This window comes from Streptomyces sp. NPDC102258 (genome assembly GCF_055584685.1).
Genome location: NZ_JBVJLO010000004.1, coordinates 439637 through 461361, shown reverse-complemented (window position 1 = coordinate 461361; position 21725 = coordinate 439637). Strand labels below are relative to the sequence as shown.

The 21725-nt window shown below is 72.5% G+C and carries 13 protein-coding genes; 7 read left to right on the top strand and 6 right to left on the bottom strand.

The genetic code is table 11. From position 1 onward, the window contains the following. The first annotated feature begins 55 nt into the window (after nucleotides 1-55). Together ACZ6ZT_RS10015 and ACZ6ZT_RS10010 are read left to right on the top strand one after the other, a co-directional pair. Complete coding sequence (locus ACZ6ZT_RS10015) at nucleotides 56-484, top strand: ATP-binding protein (protein ID WP_469717328.1); 429 nt, start codon at nucleotides 56-58, stop codon at nucleotides 482-484. 184 nt (nucleotides 485-668) lie between these two features. Further along, nucleotides 669-3284 carry a SpoIIE family protein phosphatase gene (locus ACZ6ZT_RS10010; protein ID WP_469717325.1) on the top strand — a complete coding sequence of 872 codons (2616 nt, stop codon included), beginning with the start codon at nucleotides 669-671 and terminating at the stop codon, nucleotides 3282-3284. 21 nt (nucleotides 3285-3305) lie between these two features. Here the strand turns inward: ACZ6ZT_RS10010 and ACZ6ZT_RS10005 are convergent, their stop codons facing one another. The 6 genes from ACZ6ZT_RS10005 to ACZ6ZT_RS09980 form a co-directional block, all read right to left on the bottom strand. Continuing rightward, complete coding sequence (locus ACZ6ZT_RS10005) at nucleotides 3306-4832, bottom strand: TPM domain-containing protein (RefSeq protein ID WP_469717265.1); 1527 nt, start codon at nucleotides 4830-4832, stop codon at nucleotides 3306-3308. Between the two features lie 62 nt (nucleotides 4833-4894). Further along, a complete protein-coding gene (locus tag ACZ6ZT_RS10000) occupies nucleotides 4895-8815 on the bottom strand; it encodes a protein kinase domain-containing protein (protein WP_469717263.1) in 3921 nt (1306 codons plus the stop codon). A gap of 44 nt (nucleotides 8816-8859) precedes the next feature. Further along, complete coding sequence (locus tag ACZ6ZT_RS09995; protein ID WP_469717261.1) at nucleotides 8860-9636, bottom strand: succinate dehydrogenase/fumarate reductase iron-sulfur subunit; 777 nt, start codon at nucleotides 9634-9636, stop codon at nucleotides 8860-8862. After that, complete coding sequence (locus ACZ6ZT_RS09990; protein WP_469717259.1) at nucleotides 9633-11537, bottom strand: fumarate reductase/succinate dehydrogenase flavoprotein subunit; 1905 nt, start codon at nucleotides 11535-11537, stop codon at nucleotides 9633-9635. The genes ACZ6ZT_RS09995 and ACZ6ZT_RS09990 overlap by 4 nt, the downstream gene beginning before the upstream one ends. A 1-nt stretch (nucleotide 11538) precedes the next feature. After that, nucleotides 11539-12363, bottom strand: coding sequence for a hypothetical protein (locus tag ACZ6ZT_RS09985; protein WP_469717257.1), 825 nt, complete (start codon nucleotides 12361-12363; stop codon nucleotides 11539-11541). A gap of 91 nt (nucleotides 12364-12454) precedes the next feature. Then, the gene (locus tag ACZ6ZT_RS09980) at nucleotides 12455-12676 is read right to left on the bottom strand and encodes a hypothetical protein (protein WP_469717255.1); all 222 of its coding nucleotides are present in this window, start codon (nucleotides 12674-12676) and stop codon (nucleotides 12455-12457) included. A gap of 354 nt (nucleotides 12677-13030) precedes the next feature. Between ACZ6ZT_RS09980 and ACZ6ZT_RS09975 the strand changes: the two genes are divergently transcribed. The 5 genes from ACZ6ZT_RS09975 (at nucleotide 13031) to ACZ6ZT_RS09955 (ending at nucleotide 21724) form a co-directional block, all read left to right on the top strand. After that, nucleotides 13031-15421, top strand: a complete 2391-nt coding sequence (locus ACZ6ZT_RS09975) for an ABC transporter family substrate-binding protein (protein ID WP_469717253.1) — start codon at nucleotides 13031-13033, stop codon at nucleotides 15419-15421. 335 nt (nucleotides 15422-15756) lie between these two features. Further along, nucleotides 15757-17661, top strand: a complete 1905-nt coding sequence (gene typA, locus ACZ6ZT_RS09970) for a translational GTPase TypA (RefSeq protein WP_469717251.1) — start codon at nucleotides 15757-15759, stop codon at nucleotides 17659-17661. A gap of 459 nt (nucleotides 17662-18120) precedes the next feature. After that, nucleotides 18121-19743: a peptide ABC transporter substrate-binding protein gene (locus ACZ6ZT_RS09965; protein WP_469717249.1), complete on the top strand. Its 1623-nt coding sequence runs from the start codon at nucleotides 18121-18123 to the stop codon at nucleotides 19741-19743. Nucleotides 19744-19836: 93 nt separating this feature from the next. Next, nucleotides 19837-20781, top strand: a complete 945-nt coding sequence (locus ACZ6ZT_RS09960; protein ID WP_469717247.1) for an ABC transporter permease — start codon at nucleotides 19837-19839, stop codon at nucleotides 20779-20781. Then, complete coding sequence (locus tag ACZ6ZT_RS09955) at nucleotides 20774-21724, top strand: ABC transporter permease (protein ID WP_469717245.1); 951 nt, start codon at nucleotides 20774-20776, stop codon at nucleotides 21722-21724. The genes ACZ6ZT_RS09960 and ACZ6ZT_RS09955 overlap by 8 nt, the downstream gene beginning before the upstream one ends. Nucleotide 21725: the final 1 nt, after the last annotated feature.

Sequence of the window (21725 nt, the reverse complement as noted above, 5' to 3'; positions counted from 1 at the left end):
CTCGTCCCCCTTTCGTCCCCGACGAACCTGACAGGGGTCGCTGGTGGCCCGGGAAGTGATCGGCGTGATCGACACAGACGGTGAATGCGCCGAGTGGGCCTTCCCCGCCGAGCCCGGTGCCGTCCGCACCGCCCGCCACGCCGTGCGCGGAACCCTGCTCTCCTGGGGCCTCGACTCCGTCGGTGACGTGACGGTCCTGCTGGTCAGTGAGCTGGTCACCAACTCCCTGCGGTACGCGTCCGGTCCGATCGGGGTGCGTCTGGTCCGGCGCGGCCCGGCCGGCGAGGACGCGGCGGGCGGCCCGGCCCTGCTGGTGGAGGTCTCCGATCCGCTTCCGGATCCGCCCCGCGAACGGATCGCCACACCGGATGACGAGGGCGGACGCGGGCTGCATCTCGTCGCCGTCTCGGCGCAGCGCTGGGGGACCCGGCACGGGAAGTCGGGCAAGACCGTGTGGTTCGAGTTGGCTCTTCCTGGTGAGTAACAAGGGGAAGGGTGGCAAGGGGGTCTCCCGGAAGGCGTCCGGTGGAGACCGTCGGGCGTGGCCGGAAAACAACGGGACCCTTTTGTGATCGTGAACGCCGTGCCGTACCGGGCCGTGGTGCTGAATACTTCGGTCATGGCCGGTCCGGTTGCGGTGAGCTGGAGGGGACGGTCGCGTGAGCGAGATACCTGCGCAGGCACAACGGGCCCATGCGCCCGAGGAGACATGGCACGATTCCTTGTGGCACAGCAGCCCGCCTGGCTCGATATATGACTACATAAAGGTCGCTTCGTTCTCGATCGGCCCGGACGGGCTCGTCGACCAGTGGAGCCTGCGCGCGGAGGAGCTGTTCGGGCTCACCGCGGCCCAGGCCGTGGGGCGTGACCCGGTCGACGCCTTCATGCCGCCCGAGCTGCGCGCCGGGGGACACCGCAAGGTCGCCGAGATCCTCGACGGCAAGGAATGGACGGGCCTGATCCCCTTCCGGATCCCCGGCGGGGGCGGGGCCCACGGCGTGGCCGAGATCTATGTGATGCCGACCAGGACCGAGACCGCCGAGCGGGCCGCGCTCTGTGTCGTCGTCGACGTGCGCGCACTGCGGCGCATCGAGTCCGACCTCGCCGCCTCGCAGGCGATATTCGGCCAATCCCCCTTCGGCTTCCTGCTCTTCGGTACGGACCTGACCGTGCGGCGCGCCAACCGCCGCTTCGCGACCGTCTTCGGCGGCGCGGCGGAGGAACACCGCGGCCGGACCGTGCACGACTACCTTCCGGCGCACGAGGCCGACAAGATGTCCGAAGCGCTGCGCCGGGTCCTGGAGACCGGCGAATCCGTCACCGACCTGCGGATCACCGGCGCGGCCCCGGGCAGCCGCGAGGACCGGCACTGGTCGATCAACCTCTACCGCGTGCACGACGGCACCGGCCGTCCGATCGGTATCGCCGGGCTCGGCACCGACGTCACCCGCCGCCACCTCGCCGCCCGCGAGGCCGCCGGGGTCCGGCGCAACCTGGCCCTGCTCAACGAGGCCGGGCACCGGATCGGGACCTCCCTCGACCTGGAGACCACCGCCCGCGAACTCCTCGACGTCACCGTCCCCGGCTTCTGCGACCTGGCCGCCGTCGACCTCTACCAGGGGCTCCTCCTCGGCGACGACGACCGGCTCGCCCGGCCGCAGGGCGCCGGACTCCCCTCGCTGCCAGGGCAGGGCGCCGGGCGCGCCCCGTCCGCGCCGCTGCGCCGGGTGGCCTTCGCCTCGGCCGTGTCCGACGCCCCGCTGTCGGGGCCCGGCGCGCTGGTCTCCGTGGGCGAGACCCATCGGTATCCGGCCGCCTCGCCCGGGGCGCTGGCCCTGCGCACGGCGCGGACCCGGCTGGTGGAGGCGCCGGCGCCGGACGACCTGGTGCAGTCCACGCTGATCGTGCCGATGGTCGCCCACGACACGGTGCTGGGCCTGGCCCAGTTCTCCCGTACGAAGGGCAGCGAGCCCTTCGGCGAACGCGACCGGGCCGTCGCCGTGGAGCTCGCCGCGCGCGCGGCCGTCTGCATCGACAACGCCCGCCTCTACCGGCGCGAACACGAGCGGGCCCTGATCCTGCAACGCAGCCTGCTGCCCCCCGGCGACCCCGAGGCGGCCGGGCTCGACATCGCCTGCCGCTACCTGCCGGGCAACGCGGCCACCGAGGTCGGCGGGGACTGGTTCGACGTCATCGAACTGCCCGGCCACCGCACGGCCCTGGTCGTCGGCGACGTCATGGGCCGCGGGCTCCGGGCCGCCGTCGCCATGGGCGAACTGCGTACCGCAGTACGGACCCTGGCGCTGCTGGACCTGGAACCGGCCGAGGTGCTCAGCGCCCTCGACGAGGTCGCCCGCGGCCTCGGGGCGCCCGGCGGCTCCCAGCAGGCCTCGCGGGCGGCGCTGCACTCGCGCGACGCCGACCGCTCCGAGGTGTACCTCGCCACCTGTGTGTACGCCGTCTACGACCCGGTGACCCGGCGCTGCACCATCGCCAACGCGGGCCACATGCCGCCCGTGCTGGTCGAACCGGCCGAGGAGGGCGGGCAGCCGCCCCCCGGCCTGCTGCTGGAGATCCCGACCGGGATGCCGCTCGGGGTGGGCGGCGAACCCTTCGAGGAGGTCGAGGTGGAACTTCCCGAGGGTGCGCTGCTCGCCCTGTACACCGACGGGCTCGTGGAGTCCCGCGACCACCCGTTGGAGGAGGGGCTGCGCGGGCTGCGGCAGGCCGTCGCCGATCCGGGGCGCCCGCTGGAGGAGGTCTGCGACCACGTGCTGAACACCCTTCACACCCGGCACGGGGAGGACGACATCGCCCTGCTCATGGCCCGGGTGCAGGGGCTGCCCGTGGACGCCGTCGGCGACTGGCAGCTCCCGCGCGAGGCCCGCTCGGTGGGCCGGGCCCGCGAACTGGCCCGGACGAAGCTGCCCGCGTGGGGTCTGGAGGGGCTGCTCGACACCACGGAACTGCTGGTCAGCGAGCTGGTCACGAACGCCCTGCGGTACGGGGAGGGCGAGATCCGGCTCCGGCTGCTGCTGGACCGGACCCTGGTGTGCGAGGTGTGGGACGCGAACCTGGCCCAGCCCCGGCGCCGCCGCGCCCGGGACACCGACGAGGGCGGCCGCGGCCTCCAGCTGGTCGGCCTGCTCTCCGCCGGCTGGGGCACCCGCCGTACGCACCGGGGCAAGACCGTCTGGTTCGAGCTGCCGCTGCCGATGCCGGGCGCCCCCGGCGAGGTGGTCACGGAACTCTCGGCGGAGCAGCTGCTGAGCATGTACGGCTGACCGCGCGCGGGCGGCCCGGCATTACGCGACGTGGCCGGAACCGCCCGCTCCGCCCGCTCCGCCCGCTCCACCCGGTCCACCCGCTCCACCCGGTCCACCCGGTCCGCCCGCTCCGCCCGCTCCACCCGCTCCGCCCGTCCCGCGCGCCTTGAGGGCGGCCGGCAGTTTCCCGGCGGCCTCGGCCAGTTCCCGGGCCCGCCGCTCCACCGCCTCGACCAGGGTCGCCGCCTGGTCCACCGCGCCCTCCGCGGCCCGGATGTGCACGGCCCCCTTGCCCGCCTCCCCGGCGTCGATCGCCTGGTGGGCCTCGCCGAGCTGGGTGGTGGCGAACAGCAGCCGGTCCTCGGCCTGTTCGGCGTGGGAGGCGACGGGGGCGGAGTCCGCGTACCGGCCGGCCAGCGCCGTCAAGGTGGCTCGCGCCGTCGTCGTGCGGCCGGTCAGCGCCCGGAAGCGGGCCTCCACCGCGGCCAGGGCCGCCGGGGCGTTCTTCTCCAGGTCCCGCAGCCGGTCGAAGCCGGCCGACTCGGCGTCCAGCCGCCGGTTCGCCTCCGTGCAGCGGGCCACGATCTCCTCCAGCATCCGGCGCCGGGCCGCGTCGTCCTCGGGGTAGGCGTCGTCCAGCCGCCGGCGCAGCCGGAAGGCCTGGGTGAGCTCGTCCTGGGCGTACGCCAGGGCCGCCGTGAACGGGGCGGCGGCCTCGTCCCCGAACTGGGCGGTGGCGAAGCCGAGTTCCTCCGTACTGGTGCGGACCGCGTCGTCGGTCTCCACCAGCAGGGCCTTGGCCCGCGCGTCCAGCTCCGGCAGTGGCGCCGGCCCGGCCTTCCGCCCGTCCCAGCCCGCGTGGGCGGTCGCCGTACCGCGCCCGCCGCCCGGTCCACGCCTGCGGCGGGTGTACGCGTACGCCCCGAGCGCCCCGGCCGCGCCGACGGCGACCACCGGCAGCACGAAGTCCCCGGCCCCGCTCCCGCCGCCCGCCCCGCCGCCGGGGTCTGGTTCGCCGGGGGTGAGGGCGGGGGTGGGGACTGGCCGCCCGCCCAGTACCGCGCCGTAGCCGTCGGCCGCGCCGATCGCCGCGCCCGCCCAGTCGTGCTGCCGCAGGGCGGGCTCGACGGCGGTACGGACGACCGTCGCGAGCTGCTCCTCGGTGAAGCCGGAGTCCACATCGGCCGAATAGGCGTACTGGCGGGCCCCGGTCGCCACCGCCAGCAGGACGTCGTCCCGGCCGAGGCCGTTCTTCTGCGCGGTGGCGTCCGCCCAGCTCTGGGCGGAACGGCCGGAGAAGTCGCGTACGTACGTGACGAACAGCTGGATCCGGCGCTCGGCGTACAGCTTGTCCAGCGCGGCGGCGACGGCGGCCCTGCGGTCGCCCAGGGCCCCCACCCGGTCGGTGATCTGCCCCTGCCGGGACAGCGTGACGGGATCCTCGGCCCGCGCGGGCGGCGCCACCACCCCGCCCCACCCGCCGAGCACCAGCAGCACGGCGGCGACCGCCAGTGCGCCGCGCGCGGGCGGGCCCGCTGGGGTGGTCTCGCTTCTCGGCGGATACACAGGGGGAGCGTATGACCCGGTTCGTCCCCCCGCACCCGGACCGCCGGGGTGGCTGCCGGGCGTCAGGGGAAGGGGTGGGCCGCCAGTGCGGGGTGCGAGAGCAGCAGCGAGTCCCCGGACAGGAGGACGTCGCCCGACGCCAGGGCCGGCTCCTCCCAGAGGCGGCGCACCCGGCCCGTCGTGACGTCCAGGGCCGCCACGAACGGCTCCACCGCCTTGCGCAGCAGACCGCGCCGGCCGCCCCGGGGGGCGCGGACGTACAGCACCCCGGAACGGATGCCGAGGAGGTTGAGGGGGTGGTCCGGGCCGTCGCGCCGTACCACCGGCTGCTCCCAGAGCACCGCCCCGCCGCGCGCGTCCAGCGCGTACACGACATGGACGCCCTGCTCGCGGCGGTACCCGGCCGCGTACACGGCGCCGCCCTCGACCAGCGGCCGGGGCGCCGGGTCGCCCGCCTCGAACTGCCAGACCCCCTCGCCGGTGCCGCCGCGCACCGCCCGTACGGTCGTCCCGTCGAGCAGGTGCACCAGGCCGCTGCCGGGGCCCGCCACGCCCGGACCGCCCCGGGCGGTGAAGCGGTCGCCGGTGCGCGCCCAGGCCCACAGCGGCTCCCCGTCACGCAGGCGCAGCCCCCGGCGGCCCGCCGCGTCCGCGAGCACCAGCCGGCCGGCCGCCACCGTGAGGGACCAGGCGGGATCCCGGGGGTCCCCGGGGCGGCCGTCCAGCGGCCGGGCCCACGCCTCTTCGCCGCCGTCCGCGCGCAGCGCCGTCAGCCGGCCGGGCACGGCGGCCAGGACGAGATCCCCGGCCGGGTGCAGCCGGGGGGCCGCCGGCAGGTCACGCCACCAGCGCACCCGGCCGTCGTGCGGCTCGCGCGCCAGCAGCCGCGCGCCGGGCGGCTCGTAGCGCGTCACGCTCACGTACACCGTCGCGGCGTCGGCCGCGCAGTCCACGGTGACCCCTCCGGCGAGCGGGGCCGCCGGAACGCCCTCGTCGGCGAAGGCGCTCCACAGGGGCGTCCCGGTGTCGGCCCGTACGCAGCCCACCTCGGCCGCCGCCCGCCACACCACGGCGTCCCCGGCGGGGCGCAGGGCGTCCGGGCGCACCGCCGCCCGCCACCGGCGCCCGTCCCCGGCCGGGGGGCGTGGCCCGGGGGCGCGGTGCGGGGCCCCCGCCGCCGCGCGGTCCGGGTTCCGCCGACGGGGTCCGTCCCCCGCGCCGTCGGCGGCGTCCGGCTGGTGCGGGGCCGTCCGGCGGGCCGGCGCGGTGCCCGGGTCCGCCGCGACCCCGGCCGGCCGGGGCGTGGTGCCCGGGTCCGTCGTGATTGCGGGCAGCCAGGGCGTGGCCGCCGTGGCCGCGCAGTCCCGGGCGATCCGGGCCAGCGCCCGTGCCCGGTCCGCCGCGTCGGGCAGTTGCCGGGCCCGTTCGGCGCGCTTGCGGGCCCGTACGGGGTCCAGCGCGGGCCGGGTGCCCTGCTCCACCCGGTCCCGGGCGGCGGCGAGGGCGGCCAGGGCGTGGTCGGCCTTCTCGTCGCCCGCCGCCTCGGGGCGGCGCCCCAGCAGGGCGAAGGCCCGGTCGCGCAGCCGCCGCGCCTCGGGCTCCCCGGGGCGGCCCCGCGCGTCCTGCCGGGCCGCCTCCTCGCGCAGCCAGGCGGCCCGTTCCTCCAGTACCTCGGGGAGTTCCGCCTCGGCCTGTTCCAGGGCCCGGGCCCCGCCCGCCGCGTCCCCGGCCGCGGCGCGGTCCTGCGCCAGCTGGCAGAGCACCAGCAGCCGGGCCCCGGCGGAGCCGATCCGCTCGCTCAACCCCAGCGCGCTGTCCAGGTCGTGGGGGGCGACGGCCAGCACCATGTCGTACGTGGCGGTCGCGCGGGCTCCCGGATCCGCGATCCGGGTCAGCTGCCGCTCGGCCTCCTCGGGGCGGGCCGCCGCCACGGCCGTCGCGACCAGGTCCCGGAGCCGGTTGCCGGCCGGGCTGTGGGCGAAGTGGTGACGGATCAGCTGGGCGGCCTGCTCGGGGACGAGCCGGGCCAGCTCCTCCGCCACCGCGCGCAGCGGCTCCCGGCGGTCGGGGGCCGGCACGGTGAACAGGGCCTGGCGGGCGTCGGTCAGCAGCCGGACGGCCCGCGCCGGGGCGTGCGGGGCGGTGTCCTTGGCCAGCCCGGTGAGCAGCCGGGCCACCCGGGCGCCGTCGCCCTCGGCCAGGGCGGCGCGTTCGGCGTCGGCGAGCAGCCGGTGCGCGAGGGCGGCGTCGAAGCGGGCCGCGGCATCGGCGGCGACGGCCAGCACCTCGACGCGGTCCGCCCACGAAACCGGCCCCTCCCGCAGCCCCTCCTCGACCTCCCGCACCAGCCCACCCACGAACTCCCGCGCCCCGGCGGCAGTGCCCCCGCCGTCCATCGGCACGACGGCTCCCACCGAGCCGGGCGCCGGTACGCGGCCCCCCGCGTCGGCGGGCCCCGGTACGCCAACCCCCGCGTCGGCGGCGACCGGTACACCGGCTCCCGCGTCGACGGTGACCCGCCCTCCCGCCTCAGCCCGTACGCCTGTTCCCGGTTCGACGGCCCCCCGTACGTCGTTTTCGGCATCGGCGGCCCCCCGCCCCCCGGCCTCCGCCGCGGCAGGTACCCGTACGTCGGCTCCCGGTTCGGCGGGCCCCCGTACGTCGTTTCCGGTATCGGTGGCGACCCACCCTCCGGCCTCCGCCGCGGCAGGCACCCGTACGCCTGTTCCCGGCTGGGCGGGCTCCCGTACGTCGGTTCCGGCATCGGCGGCCCCCCGCCCTCCGGCTCCCGCCCCGGCAGATACCTGTACGCCGGCTGCCGGCTCGGCGAGCACCTGCACGCCGGAGCCCGCGTCGGCGGTCACCCACCTCCCGGTGCCCGCCCCGTCAGGCACCCGTACGCCATCCCCCGGTCCGGCGGGTCCCCATATGTCAGCCTCCGCGTCGGCGGCCTCCGGCCCCGCGGGTCTCCATACGTCAGCCTCCGCGTCGGCGGCCTCCACCCCTCCGGCCTCCACCCCTCCGGCCTCCACCCCTCCGGCCTCCACCCCTCCGGCCTCCGCCCCGGCGGCCCCCCGTACGCCAACCCCCGCCCCTCCGGCTCCCGCCCCGGCGGCCCCCCGTACCCCCGCCCCCCCGGCCTCCGGCAGCCCCCGCAGGGTCGCGGCGACCGTGTGGGCCGACTGGGGGCGGTCCGCCGGGGACTTCGCCAGGAGGGTCAGCACCAGCCGGTTCAGGGCCGGCGACACCGGCACGCCCGCCTCGCGCAGCGGCAGCGGGGCGTCCTCGATGTGCCGCCGCATCAGCGCGTACAGGGGCTCGGCCGAGCCGAACGGCGGCGCCCCGCTCAGCAGGGCGTACAGCACGCACCCCAGCGCGTACAGATCGCACCGGGCGTCCACGTGCTCGCCCCGCCACTGCTCCGGCGCCATGTACGGCGGGGTGCCGAACGCCCGCCCCGTGACCGTCCAGCCGGCCGTCGCGTCGGCGGAGTGCGCGATGCCGAAGTCGCAGATCTTCAGGCGCCCGCCGGGCAGCAGGAAGAGGTTGCCCGGCTTGAGGTCCCGGTGCACCACGAACCGCTCGTGCGCGGCGGCCAGCGCCTCGGCGGTCTGCGCGGCCAGCTCCACGGCGACCTCCGGCGGCAGTCCGCCCCGCTCGCGTTCCAGCACCGCCGCCAGGTCCTCGCCGGACAGCAGCTCCATCACGATGAACAGCCGCCCCTCGTGCCGCCCCACGTCGTGCACGACGGTGATGCCCGGATGCTGGAGCCGCGCCCCGATGGTGGCCTCCCGCCGGAACCGGGCGACCACCTCCTCGTTCGTCACGGCGTCCAGCAGCACCTTCACGGCCACCGCGCGGTCCAGGGCGAGGTCGTGGCCGCGCCACACCTCGCCCATGCCGCCCACCCCGAGCCGGCGGTCCAGCCGGTACCGGTCCGCCAGTCGATCCCCCACCCGCACCGCGAAGCCCCCTGACGTCACGTCACTCGACGGTCACCAGGGGGCATTGTGTACCGCGAAGGCGACTACCGGAGGTCGGAACGGCGGCGGATCCTGCTGCCCAGCCACACCAGCGGGTCGTACTTGCGGTCCACGGCCCGCTCCTTCAGCGGGATCAGGGCGTTGTCGGTGATCTTGATGCCCTCCGGGCAGACCTCCGTACAGCACTTGGTGATGTTGCACAGGCCCAGCCCGTGCTCCTCCTGGGCCGTGCGCTTGCGGTCCAGGCCCGCTTCGGCGGCCGCGTCCAGCGGATGCATGTCCAGCTCCGCGACCCGCATCAGGAAGCGCGGACCGGCGAAGGCGCCCTTGTTCTCCTCGTGGTCGCGCACCACGTGACAGGTGTCCTGGCACAGGAAGCACTCGATGCACTTGCGGAACTCCTGCGAGCGCTCCACGTCCTCCTGGCGCATCCGGTACTCGCCCGCCGCCAGCCCCTCCGGCGCTACGAACGCCGGCACCTCCCGCGCCTTCGCGTAGTTGAAGGACACGTCCGTCACCAGGTCCCGGACCACCGGGAAGGCCCGCAGCGGGGTGATCGTGACCGTCTCGTCCGGTGCGAAGACCGACATCCGCGTCATGCACATCAGCCGGGGCCGCCCGTTGACCTCCGCGCTGCACGAACCGCACTTGCCCGCCTTGCAGTTCCAGCGCACCGCGAGGTCGGAGGCCTGGGTCGCCTGGAGCCGGTGCACGATGTCCAGGACCACCTCACCGTCGTTCACCTCGACGGTGAAGTCCAGCAGTTCCCCGCCCCCGGCGTCACCCCGCCAGACCCGGAAGCGTGCGTCGTAGCTCGTCACTCGTACATCTCCTCTTCGGCGAGGTACTTCGCCAGCTCTTCCTTCTCGAACAGGGCGAGCAGGTCCGGGCGGATGGGATCGGTCCGGGTGCGTACGAGGACGATCCGGCCGGCCGCCGGATCGGCGGGGGCCGGTTCGACCGGCCGGCACAGCAGGTTCACCGGCCGCCACGCGCGCTCCATCGCCGGGCAGTCCTCACGGGTGTGCCCGCCCCGGCTCTCGGTGCGCTCCAGGGCGGCGCGCGCCACGCACTCGCTGACCAGCAGCATGTTCCGCAGGTCCAGCGCCAGGTGCCAGCCCGGGTTGAACTGCCGGTGCCCCTCGACCCCGGCCCGGGCGGCCCGCACGCGCAGGGCGGCCAGCCTCTCCAGGGCCTCGGCCATCTCGCCCTCCCGGCGGATGATCCCGACCAGGTCGTTCATGGTGGTCTGGAGTTCCTGGTGGAGCGTGTACGGGTTCTCCGCGCCCTCGGCGGCGTGGAAGGGGGCCAGCGCCTCGGCGGCGGCCTCGTCGATCAGCTCCGGCGAGACGACCGGGCGGGCGACGTCGACGGCCGCGGCGTGCTCCGCCGCGTGCAGTCCGGCCCGCCGCCCGAAGACCAGCAGGTCGGAGAGGGAGTTGCCGCCGAGCCGGTTCGAGCCGTGCATGCCGCCCGCCACCTCACCGGCCGCGAACAGCCCCGGCACGCCGACCGTGGCGGCGGTGTCCGAGTCGACGGCGATCCCGCCCATCACGTAGTGGCAGGTCGGGCCGACCTCCATCGGCTCGGCGGTGATGTCCACGTCCGCCAGCTCCTTGAACTGGTGGTACATCGAGGGCAGCCGCCGCTTGATCCGCTCCGCCGGCATCCGGGTCGACACGTCGAGGAACACCCCGCCGTGCGGGGAGCCGCGGCCCGCCTTGACCTCGGAGTTGATGGCGCGGGCCACCTCGTCGCGGGGCAGCAGCTCGGGGGGACGCCGGTTGTGGTCCGGGTCCTCGTACCAGCGGTCGCCCTCCTCCTCCGACTCGGCGTACTTCTCCTTGAAGACGTCCGGGACGTAGTCGAACATGAACCGCTTGCCCTCGGAGTTGCGCAGCACCCCGCCGTCGCCGCGCACCGACTCGGTGACCAGGATGCCCTTCACCGAGGGCGGCCAGACCATGCCGGTCGGGTGGAACTGCACGAACTCCATGTTCAGCAGCGGGGCTCCGGCCAGCAGCGCCAGCGCGTGGCCGTCGCCGGTGTACTCCCAGGAGTTGGAGGTGGTCTTGAAGGACTTGCCGATGCCGCCGGTGGCCAGCACCACCGCCGGGGCCCCCAGGACGAAGAACCGGCCGCTCTCGCGCTCGTAGCAGAAGGCCCCCGCGACCCGGTCGCCGTCCTTCAGCACGCGGGTGACCGTGCACTCCTGGAAGACCTTGAGCCGGGCCTCGTGGTCCCCGTACTCCCGGAAGTCCTCCTGCTGGAGCGCGACGATCTTCTGCTGGAGGGTGCGGATCAGCTCCAGGCCCGTGCGGTCGCCGACGTGCGCGAGGCGCGGGTACTCGTGCCCGCCGAAGTTGCGCTGGGAGATCCGCCCGTCGGGCGTGCGGTCGAAGAGCGCGCCCCAGGTCTCCAGCTCCCAGACCCGGTCGGGGGCCTCCTTCGCGTGCAGTTCGGCCATCCGCCACTGGTTGAGGAACTTCCCGCCGCGCATGGTGTCGCGGAAGTGCACCTGCCAGTTGTCGCGCTCGTTGACGTTGCCCATCGAGGCGGCGATCCCGCCCTCGGCCATCACCGTGTGGGCCTTGCCGAAGAGGGACTTGCAGATCACGGCCGTACGGGCGCCCCGCTCGCGGGCCTCGATCGCGGCCCGCAGGCCGGCGCCGCCCGCGCCGACCACGACCACGTCCCACTCCTGCCGTTCCACCTGTGCCATGTCAGAAGATCCTCGGGTCGGTGACGGTGCCGCTGGCCAGCAGGTACACGTAGAAGTCGCAGGCGGCCACGCTGATCAGGGAGGCCCAGGCCAGCTGCATGTGGCGGGCGTTGAGCCGGCTCACCCCGCCCCACAGGCGGTAGCGCACCGGGTGCTTGGAGAAGTGCTTCAGCCGGCCCCCGATGATGTGCCGGCAGGAGTGGCAGGACAGGGTGTAGGCCCAGATCAGCACGATGTTGACGAGGAAGATCAGCGTGCCGAGGCCCATGTGCCCCCACGCGTAGTGCCGGTCGCGGAAGGTCAGCGCGGTGTCGTACGTCAGGATCGCGGCGACCGGCACGGCCGCGTAGAAGAAGTACCGGTGCGCGTTCTGCAGGATCAGCGGGAACCGGGTCTCGCCCGAGTACGCGCTGTGCGGCTCGGCGACGGCGCAGGCCGGCGGGGAGGCCCAGAAGCCCCGGTAGTAGGCCTTGCGGTAGTAGTAGCAGGTCAGCCGGAAGCCGAGCGGGAAGACGAGGATCAGCAGCGCGGGGGACAGGCCCCACCAGCTGCCGAAGAGGTCGAGGTTGGGGCCGCCGCGCATCGGCGCGCAGTTCTCCGCCAGACAGGGCGAGTAGAACGGCGAGACGTACGGGGCCGCGTAGTAGTGGGAGTTCGCGAACGCCCGCCAGGTCGAGTAGGCGATGAAGGCGAGCAGCCCGGCCGCCGTGCCGGCGGGTGACAGCCACCACCGGTCGGTGCGCAGGTGCCGGGCCGCGATGGCGGCGCGGGAGGGGCCGTGGACCCCGCCCGACTGCTGCTGGGGTGGTTCCGTGCCTGTGGCCAAAGGGGACTCCGGGTGGAGTGATGAGGGGTGGCCCAGGAGGCCCGGCCGAGGGGGGCCGGGCCCGATGGGAGTGCGGAGACGACGGGTGCCGTCAGGGGGCGCGGCGGTCGCGTGCGCCGAGGCCCTCGTCGTCGCTGTCCGTCCACAGCGAGCTGTCGTACGGGGTGTCCGGGACGGAGACCATCGGTCCCGGATCGATGGCCCGGGGGGCGCTCGGCGACTGCCGGGCGATGTCCCGCTCCAGTCGCTCCACCGAGCGGACCAGTTCGTTCAGATGGCGTCGTACGGCCGTCAGCTCGTCGTGAACGGACATGACGTGACCTCACTTCCGCGGGTGCGATGGCAACGCTCACGGGCGCCTGGCAGTGTCGCCCCTCCCGTCCCCGGTTGTGAAGGGACGTGCGGCGATTGCGGGCGCGCGGGCCGGAACCGTGCGCCCCTTCCGGCCCCCCTCCCATCCCCCTTCCGGGGGAACACCCGCCGCAGCGCAAGCCGGATTGGTCCGCACGGGTGGGGTTCGCGGCGTGGCGCGGGCCCGCTGCGGGGCGCCCGGGGGGCCGTCTATTTCAGTGGATACCGGCACCAGTGTGATCAGCTCCATATACCGCCGAAAGTGATCAAGAAATCCCTTTTTCACGGCTCACGCCCCGCCCCGGAGGTACCACCCATGACCCAGAGAACGCGCAGGTCCTTGGCGCTCCTCACCTCGGGAGTCCTTGCGCTGCCGCTCCTCGCGGGGTGCGGGGCGGGTGAGGAAGAGGGCGGGCCGGCCGCCGCGGGCCCGGACATCGCGGTGACGGCCCGCGACCGCGTCGCCGACGGCGGCGTGCTGCGCTGGGCGGTCGACGCCCTCCCGCAGACGCTGAACACCTTCCAGGCCGACGCGGACGCCACCACCAGCCGCATCGCGGGCGCGGTCCTGCCGCAGCTGTTCGTCCTGGACGCCAAGGGCCGGCCGGTGGCGAACCCCGACTACCTGGAGAAGGCCGAGGTCGTCGCGCGCGAGCCCAAGCAGGTCGTGCTGTACAAGCTGAACCAGAAGGCGGTGTGGAGCGACGGCCGCGAGATCGGCGCCCCCGACTTCGTCGCCCAGTGGCGGGCCCTGAACGGCAAGGACTCGGCGTACTGGACGGCCCGCAACGCCGGGTACGACCGGATCGAGAAGATCGAGCGCGGCAAGAACGACCTGGAGGTCAAGGTCACCTTCGCCAAGCCGTACGCCGACTGGCGCTCGCTGTTCAGCCCGCTCTACCCGAAGCAGGTCATGGGCACCCCGGAAGGCTTCAACGAGGGCGCCCGCGCCGCCCTCAAGGCCACCGCCGGCCCCTTCGGCCTCGGCGCCCTGGACAAGTCGGCCGGTACGGCGGCCCTGACGCGCAACCCCCGCTGGTGGGGCCGGGCCGCGAAGCTCGACACCCTCGTCCTGACGGCGGTGCCCCGCGCGGACCGCCCGGCCGCGCTGGCCGCGGGCCGGGTCGACCTGGCGGAGATCGACCGTACGGGCGCCGACCGCATCGCCCTCGCCCAGCGCGACGCCGGCCGGGTCCAGGGGGCGCACGGCCCCGGCGCCGACGTCACCCCCGCGCAGGCCACCCTCTCCTGGGCGCTGGCCCACGGCCCCGACGAGACGAAGGCCAGGGAGGAGCAGGAGCGGCGCGAGAAGAACGCGGAAGCCGTGAAGAAGTACGCCGACGAGCAGGCGGCGCTGCGGGGCTTCACCGTCCGCAAGTCGCTGGAGCCGGCGTACACGCAGCTGGCCATGAACGGCGCCTCCGGTCCGCTCTCCGACGAGCGGGTCCGCCGGGCGGTGGCCCGGGCCCTGGACCGCAAGGAGCTGGCGGAGATCGTACTGAAGCCGCTCGGCCTGCCCGCGCAGCCGGTCGGCAGCCACCTGGCGCTGGCCGGGCAGCAGGCGTACGCGGACAACAGCGACGCGCTCGGCGGCCTCGACACCCAGGCGGCGCAGGCCCTCCTCGCGGACGCGGGCTGGCGCCGGAACGGCAAGATCACCGAGCCGGCGGGCGCCAAGGCGGGTTCGGAAAGCGACGGGAGCACCGGGAAGGACGACTCGAAGACGCCCTCGGGCCCCGGCACCGGCAATGACGGCCTCTACATCGTCGGCCAGGAGGACGGCCGCAACGCGGACCCCGCCGCCGCAGTCCACGGCGCCCACGGCATGCCCGGCATGCCCGGCGCGCACCTCGCCGCCGGTCTGCCCGAGGGCCCCGCGCACGGCTTCGACGGGGAGATCGCCGACGCCCTCGCCCCGGGGGCCCGCCCCGGGCGCCTCTCCCCGGCGCTGGCCCCCGGCTCCCTCGCCGCCCAGCAGGAGGACGCCCTGCTGGCCCAGGCCCGGGCCGTCGACGACGGCAAGCGCGCCGCCGCGGCGGCGGACGGCGAGCGGACCGAGGAGGGCGCCGAGGACGACAAGGAACCGGCCCGCGCCACCCCGGCCCCGGCCCCCGTTCAGCAGACCGGCCACACCTCCGGCGCCGTCCTCGCCAAGGACGGCAAGCCGCTGACCCTGCGCTTCGTCCTGCCGGCCGGCCCCGGCTCGGAGGCGCTGCGCACGGTCGGCGAGCGGATCTCCCGGATGCTCCAGAAGATCGGGGTCGCCACCGAGCTGAAGAAGGTCGCGGACGAGAGCTTCTTCAAGGACCACATCGCCTCGGGCCAGTACGACCTGGCGCTCTACTCCTGGCCCGCGACGGCCTACCCGGCCACCGACGCCCGGCCCATCTTCGCCAAGCCGGAACCGGCCGCGGACGGCTCGCTCGTCGTCGAACAGAACTACACCCGGGTCGGCACCGACCACATCGACCAGCTGTTCGACCAGGCGGCCGGCGAGCTCGACGAGGAGCAGGCCCGCGAACTGATGCGCAAGGCGGACGCCCGGATCTGGGCCGCCGCCGGCTCCATCCCGCTCTACCAGCGCCCGGAGCTCGTCGCCGTGAAGCCGTCCCTGGCCAACGCGGGCGCCTTCGGCCTGGGAGCCCCCCGGTACCAGGACATCGGCTGGAAGAAGCCGGCCCCCGCGAAGGACGAGAAGAAGAAGTAGCCGCGGAGAACAAGTGGTGAAAAAGCGGTTCCTGTCAGGTTGACCCGCGGGTCACTACCTCAGAAGTGACTCAAGTCCCTTGCCCGCCGGAACTCCGGCGGGCAGGGTCGTGCATGCCCGTTGACCCGCATGAATCAAGGCTCGTCCCGAGGCCGGGACACCCCTCTCCACACCCGGCCCCGCTCAGTCGTCCGGCCCCTTGACAGACCCCCCGGCAGGCGGTTCCCGCCAACCGACGTAGGATGGGGTAAGGCCGTGGCAGGTTTTCCGCCCGGTCGAGGCGCGCGTGCCGGACCGTACGCGTCGCCATCCACGATCCCGGGAGAAGCGCCGAAGTGCCCACGCGCCACGACATCCGTAACGTCGCCATCGTCGCCCACGTCGACCATGGCAAGACGACCATCGTCGATGCCATGCTCAAGCAGGCCGGTGCCTTCGCCGCCCACCAGCACCTCGACGACCGCATGATGGACTCGAACGACCTGGAGCGTGAGAAGGGCATCACGATCCTCGCCAAGAACACGGCGGTGAAGTACCACCCCAAGGACGGCGGGGCGCCCATCACGATCAACATCATCGACACCCCCGGCCACGCCGACTTCGGTGGTGAGGTCGAGCGCGGTCTGTCGATGGTGGACGCGGTCGTCCTGCTGGTGGACGCCTCCGAGGGTCCGCTGCCCCAGACCCGTTTCGTCCTGCGCAAGGCCCTGCAGGCGAAGATGCCGGTCATCCTGTGCATCAACAAGACCGACCGCCCGGACTCCCGGATCGACGACGTCGTCAACGAGACGTACGACCTCTTCCTGGACCTGGACGCGACCGAGGAGCAGATCGAGTTCCCGATCGTCTACGCCTGCGGCCGTGACGGCATCGCCTCGCTGACCAAGCCGGAGGACGGCACCGTCCCCGCGGACAGCGACAGCCTGGAGCCGTTCTTCTCCACCATCCTGGAGCACGTCCCCGCCCCGGTGTACGACGAGGAGGCCCCGCTCCAGGCCCACGTCACCAACCTGGACGCCGACAACTTCCTCGGCCGTATCGCCCTGGTCCGCGTCGAGCAGGGCGAGCTCCGCAAGGGCCAGACCGTCGCGTGGATCAAGCGTGACGGCACGATCTCGAACGTCCGCATCACCGAGCTGATGATGACCGAGGCGCTCACCCGCAAGCCGGCCGAGATGGCTGGCCCGGGCGACATCTGCGCGGTGGCCGGTTTCCCCGAGATCATGATCGGCGAGACCCTGGCCGACCCGGAGAACCCGATCGCGCTGCCGCTGATCTCGGTGGACGAGCCGGCGATCTCCATGACCATCGGCACCAACACCTCGCCGCTGGTCGGCCGCGGTGGTACGGGCAAGGGCGCGGACGCCAAGTCCGCGGTCAAGGACCGCAAGGTCACCGCCCGCCAGGTCAAGGACCGTCTGGACCGCGAGCTGGTCGGTAACGTCTCGCTCCGCGTCCTCGACACCGAGCGCCCGGACGCCTGGGAGGTCCAGGGCCGTGGTGAGCTCGCGCTCGCCATCCTGGTCGAGCAGATGCGCCGTGAGGGCTTCGAGCTGACGATCGGCAAGCCGCAGGTCGTCACCCAGGAGATCGACGGCAAGGTGCACGAGCCGGTCGAGCGCATGACGATCGACGTCCCCGAGGAGCACATGGGCGCGGTCACGCAGCTCATGGGCATCCGCAAGGGCCGCATGGACAACATGTCGAACCACGGCTCCGGCTGGGTGCGCATGGAGTTCGTCGTCCCGTCGCGCGGTCTCATCGGCTTCCGCACGGAGTTCCTGACGAACACCCGCGGTACGGGCATCGCCCACTCGATCCACGAGGGCCACGAGCCGTGGTTCGGCCAGCTGGTCACCCGTAACAACGGCTCCCTGGTCGCCGACCGCGCCGGCTCGGTCACGCCGTTCGCGATGATCAACCTGCAGGAGCGCGGCGTCCTGTTCACCGACCCCGGTACCGAGGTGTACGAGGGCATGATCGTCGGCGAGAACTCGCGCGCCGACGACATGGACGTGAACATCACCAAGGAGAAGAAGCTCACCAACATGCGTGCGGCTTCCGCGGACAACACCGAGAACGTGGTGCCGCCGCGCAAGCTCTCCCTGGAGCAGTCCCTGGAGTTCTGCCGCGACGACGAGTGCGTCGAGGTGACCCCGGAGGCCGTCCGCATCCGCAAGGTCGTCCTGGACCAGAAGGAGCGTTCGCGCACCGCCTCGCGCGCGAAGTCCGGCAAGTAGCACACCCGGCGGGCGAATCGGGCACGCGACGCGTGCTCCCGCCGCACTCTGGCCGATAGTCGTACGGCCGACAACAGCCTCTGCCAGCACCGGAACGGTGCGGGCAGGGGCTGTTCGCGTTTGTCAACCGGATTCAGGGGTTCGAGTGTCCGCATTCCGAGCGTGACACTCCGGAAGGTGAGCTAACCGTCCGTTTCGCACGTGTCTGTCTCCTATCCGTTTGTCCGGATTTCGGGTTTTCGCCATGCGGTGATGTTGTGAAAACGAGACCACTTAAGTGTGGTTTACGGTCTGTGAGTCCCTGAGGATGGCTCCATTGAGCTCGGGTCAATGGGTCACACGCTGTGGGGAGCGTCGACTCACGAGCACACACGATGGGACCGGATTTCGCTGTCAGGGGTGTCAGCGGGGGCCGGGTCCTTCACGAATCGACAGTGACTCCTGAGGAGGCAAATACCCATGCGCGGAGCAACGAGCGCCAAGTGGGTCGCGGGTGCCGTCATCGTGGCGATGGCTGCCACGGCATGCAGCACCAGCAAGGACGACGCCGGTGGCAAGGGCGGCAACATCACGGTGGTGCTCGGCGAGCCGCAGCACGGCCTGATCGGTCAGAACACCGCCGAGTCGGAGGGCGCGGAGGTTCTCCACGCGCTCTTCACCGGTCTGGTGGACTACGACAACAAGACCAACGAGCCGAAGCTGGCCGCCGCCGAGTCCATCGAGACCACGGACTCGAAGACCTGGACCATCAAGGTCAAGGACGGCCTCACCTTCCACAACGGTGAGAAGGTCGACGCCCAGTCCTTCGTCCGCGCCTGGAACTGGGGTGCCAACCAGGAGAACGCCGCCGAGGGCATGCCGTTCTTCTCGAAGATCGACGGCGCCGACGAGCTCGCACCGGGCAAGGACAAGAAGCCCACCGCCAAGGAGCTCAAGGGCCTCAAGGTCGTTGACGAGCGCACCTTCACCGTCACGCTGAAGGAGCCGTTCTCCCAGTTCAAGACCATGCTGGGCTACAACGCCTTCTACCCGCTGCCGAAGGCCTTCGAGACCGACGGCGCCAAGAAGTTCGGCGAGAACCCGATCGGCAACGGCCCCTTCCAGATGGACGGGACCTGGGACCACAACAAGCAGATCAAGGTCAAGCGGTACGACAAGTACCCGACCGAGGGCCGCGCCAAGCTGTCGGGCGTCACCTTCAAGATCTACGACAACCTGGACACGGCGTACAACGACCTGCGCGCCGACAACCTCCAGATCATCGACAAGCTGCCGATCTCGGCGATGGCCACCGTCTCCCAGGAGTTCGGCGACCGCTACATCTACAAGCCCGAGTCGGCCGTCGGCTACCTCGGCCTGCCGCTGGAGCAGAACCCCGAGACCTTCGGCAAGCTGGAGATCCGTCAGGCCATCTCCATGGCCATCGACCGGGACGCCATCACGAAGACCATCTTCAACGGCACCCGCAAGCCGGCCGACGACTTCATCAGCCCGATCATCCCGGGCTACCGCAAGGGCGCCCTGGGCGAGTTCGGGACGTACAACCCGACCAAGGCCAAGGAACTCTTCGACAAGGCCGGCGGTGTTCCCGGCAACAAGATCGAGCTCGGCTACAACGCCGACGGCGGCCACAAGGAGTGGATCGAGGCCGTCGCCAACCAGCTGAAGGCGAACCTCGGCATCGAGGTCACCGCCAAGCCGTACGCCAAGTTCGGTGACCTGCTGGACGACCTGGGCGCCTCGAAGTACAAGGGCGCGTTCCGCATGGCGTGGTCCATGGACTACCCGGCGGCCGAGAACTACCTCCGTCCGGTCTTCTCGAAGGTCGCGATCGAGAACGGCTCCAACTACGGGCACTACAACAACCCGGAGTTCGAGAAGGTCATGGCGGACGCCGACAAGGCGACCGACCCGGCCGAGGGTCTGAAGCTGTACCAGAAGGCCGATGACATCGTCATCCACGACCTTCCGTACATCCCGGTGTTCACGTACATGTCTTCTTCGGCCTACTCCAAGTCCGTGAAGAACGTCGAGGTCGACGCCCAGGGCCGCATGGACCTGGCGAACGTCGAGCGCAACTAACACCCCTCTTCACCAAGGGGCGCCGGGGGCGGGCTGACGGAATCAGGTTTCCGTCAGCCCGCCCTTTCCCCCTGTTCTTCCGCTGGAGGTCTGATGGGCCGCTACCTCATCCGCCGACTCATACAGGCGATCCCTGTTCTGCTCGGCGCCACGTTCCTCATTTACTACCTGGCGTTCAGCCTGCCCGGTGACCCCATTTCGGCGCTCGCCGGAGACAAGAAGGCCGACCCGACCGTCGCGGCGATGCTGCGCGCGAAGTACAACCTGGACGACCCGTTCCTGCTGCAGTACTGGCACTACATCACGGGCCTGTTCCAGGGGAACTTCGGCGAGACCCTGCAGGGACGCCAGGTCATCGACCTGATCACCGAGGCGTTCCCGTACACGATCAACCTCGCGGTCGTCGCCTTCCTCTTCGAGGCCTTCTTCGGTGTCATCGCGGGTGTCATGTCCGCCCTGCGCCGGGGCAAGTTCATCGACCAGCTGGTGCTGCTGAGCACCCTGCTCGTCATCTCCATCCCCGTCTTCGTCTTCGGCTTCGTGCTCCAGCTCGTCCTGGGCCTCCAGCTGAAGAACGCCTGGGGCATCGACTTCTTCCCGATCTCCTTCAACGAGGCCGACGGCATCCGCGCCTACCTGCTCCCGGGATTCGTGCTCGCCACGACCTCCCTGGCGTACGTGGCCCGCCTGACCCGGACCAGCCTGATGGAGACCATGCGGGCCGACTACGTCCGCACCGCCACCGCCAAGGGACTGCCCCGCCGCCGCGTCGTCGTCCGCCACGCGCTGCGCAACGCGCTCATCCCGATCGTCACCTTCCTCGGCGCCGACCTCGGCTCGCTGATGGGCGGCGCGGTCATCACGGAGCGAATCTTCAACATCCACGGCATCGGCGGAACACTGGCCATGTACGTCTGGCAGAAGCAAGGCGTGGTGGTGGTGGGCATCGTGACCCTCCTCGTCCTCGTCTACATGGTCGCCAACCTGATCGTGGACCTGCTCTACGCCGTGCTCGACCCGAGGATCCGTTATGCGTGACACAAACACGGTGGGGGACGAGTTGACCGAGACCCAGACCGCCGGTGCCCCCTCCGCCGGCGTGGACGCCGCGGTGGCACCCGCGAAGAAGGAGCGCGCGGCCAGCCTCTGGTCCGACGCCCTGCGCGACCTGCGCCGCAACCCGATCTTCCTGATCGGCTCCGCCCTGGTGCTGTTCATGACGCTGGTCTCGGTGTGGCCCAGCCTGTTCACCAGCATCGACGCCTACAAGCCCTGTGACCTGAAGAACTCCCTGCTGAAGCCCGGCGGGGACCACATCTTCGGCACCGACCTGCAGGGCTGCGATGTGTACGCGCGTTCCGTGTACGCGGCGAGCAACTCGATCATCGTCGGCATCGCCACCACCGTCATGGTGCTGGCGGTCGGCGTCACCTCGGGCCTGCTCGCCGGCTGGTTCGGCGGCTTCATCGACACCGCGCTGTCGCGCTTCGCCGAGATCTTCTTCGCCGTCCCGCTGATGCTCGGCGGCATGCTGATCATGTCGGGCCTCGGCAAGGGCAACGCCTGGACCGTGTCCCTGGTGCTCGCGACCCTCGGCTGGCCGCAGATCTTCCGCATCATGCGGTCCTCGGTCCTGGCCAACAAGCACAACGACTACGTGATGGCCGCCCGCGCCCTTGGCGCCGGCACCTGGCGGATCACGATCCGGCACATCATGCCGAACGCGATCGCCCCCGTCATCGTCGTCGGCGCCATCAGCCTGGGTGTCTACATCTCGGCCGAGGCCGCCCTGTCCTACCTGGGTGTCGGCGTCCAGGCGCCGGAGATCTCCTGGGGCCTGATGGTCAGCGACGCTCAGGCGCGCTTCCTGCAGGCCCCGCACATGCTCCTCTTCCCGGCCGCCGCGCTGAGCATCACCGTGCTCGCGTTCATCATGGTCGGCGACGCGGTGCGCGACGCCCTCGACCCGAAGCTGCGCTGAG